Consider the following 1,130-nt stretch of genomic DNA (forward strand, 5'->3'; position numbering starts at 1 on the left):
ATTTTCTGACTTAAATTTCGCTCAAATAAACTTCGAGTAATTTAAACCAATCAATCAATGAAATATGTTCGATCGATCAATCAGTAAAAATCCACACAAGTTGTTCTTCATAATCTCTTAATGATCTCAACTTCTACCTCGTCAGTAGAAATTTTAACGCAAAAAATTCTCTACAACTTAACCCTGTGAGCTAAGTTTGTAGGCTGTTTCGCGTCGGGATGAGTGCATTATAGGGCAATTTCCTACACGTGCAAGTGCTTTTAACTGCTTGTTTTCACGAGTGTTGGATTTTTACGCACTATTTTAGTTCAAAAACACACAAAACTCGCACTAACCCTATAATTTTAAATTAAAAATATGTTTTTCATATTTTTGCAATCTAAATCCGCTTATTTTGTTGGGGCAGCCTCTTTCACTTTCACACTGAGTATTTTTACCGCTTGTTTCGGTACATTTTGATGCATGCCATAGTTGCCTGTTGGTACTTTTACAATTTTATCGACAACATCCATACCTTTAGTGACTTGACCAAATACCGCATAGCCTGCGTTACGTGGACTTCGATTTAAGAAATCGTTATCTACCACATTAATAAAGAATTGGCTGCTGGCAGAATCAGGATGATTCATACGTGCCATCACCAAGGTACCACGGGTATTTTTCAATCCATTACTTGATTCATTACGAATGGTCGCTTTGGTTGGCTTTTCTTGCATATTGGCATCCATACCACCGCCTTGCACCATAAAGCCTGGGATAACACGATGGAAGATCGTACCGTTATAGAAGTTTGACTTGGCATAATTTTCAAAGTTCTTTGCAGAAACTGGGGCTTTGTCATTAAACAGTTCGATTTCAATATTGCCCATGCTGGTTGTCATTTCTACCACGGTGTTGGCTGCCATCGTATTGAAGCTGATAAGCATTGCTGCCATGGTAAACACACTTTGTTTTAACATTTGCTGACCAATCCATCTGTGTTGTATTTGCATTGCATCTATATTAACCCGAATTACGGATAAGAAAAGCCCTTGAAAAAAAGGTAGTTAGAGCCATTTAGAAAGTTACGACACAACCCAAAGGCTCTAACTACCATGTATGATTTTACAGAAATTTTTTGTATTGTTGAT

At 37.3% G+C, this 1,130-nt stretch carries 1 protein-coding gene; it reads right to left on the reverse strand.

The features are described 5' to 3' along the window. Window positions 1-389: 389 nt before the first annotated feature. Window positions 390-959: a peptidylprolyl isomerase gene (locus FTU98_RS13825; RefSeq protein ID WP_180051567.1), complete on the reverse strand. Its 570-nt coding sequence runs from the start codon at window positions 957-959 to the stop codon at window positions 390-392. Window positions 960-1,130: the final 171 nt, after the last annotated feature.

The sequence above is a fragment of the Acinetobacter sp. YH12211 genome, from assembly GCF_013418015.1.
Classification (GTDB): domain Bacteria; phylum Pseudomonadota; class Gammaproteobacteria; order Pseudomonadales; family Moraxellaceae; genus Acinetobacter; species Acinetobacter towneri.